Here is a 448-nt window from a genome sequence, read left to right as displayed (position 1 = left end):
TTAGAAGGGCATGTCATCATCATTACGGATACATCCCCTAGTGTCATCATTACACCAACCACTATTTTTCACCACGTTCAGCATGCAGAAGAATACCGCCAGGCACCTGCCGTTGGTACATTCTTAAGATGGGTACGCTTTTTAGGCATTTTATGTTCTACCTTTCTTTTGCCGATTTGGTTTCTTTTTATCCTCGAACCAAATCTCCTGCCAGACAATTTAAGCTATATTGGATTTAACAAACCTTCTCATATCCCTGTGATTCTCCAAGTATTTCTTGCTGATTTCGGGGTGGAATTTTTAAGGATGGCTGCGATTCATACGCCAACCGCATTGTCGACCGCCATGGGGCTGATTGCGGCTGTTTTAATTGGACAAATCGCCATTGATGTTGGTTTATTTACACCAGAGGTCATCTTATACGTCTCGCTGGCGGCGATCGGTACCT

1 protein-coding gene is annotated in these 448 nt (G+C 43.8%); it reads left to right on the top strand.

All coding sequences use genetic code 11. From position 1 onward, the window contains the following. Window positions 1-448 (top strand): spore germination protein (locus tag GFC01_RS18170; RefSeq protein WP_194175041.1); only part of this gene is annotated, 448 nt, incomplete at both ends.

This window comes from Desulfofundulus thermobenzoicus (assembly GCF_009428905.1).
Classification (GTDB): domain Bacteria; phylum Bacillota; class Desulfotomaculia; order Desulfotomaculales; family Desulfovirgulaceae; genus Desulfofundulus_A; species Desulfofundulus_A thermobenzoicus.
Note: the sequence above shows the minus strand (reverse complement) of the source record. Positions and strands in the feature narration are given on the sequence as shown.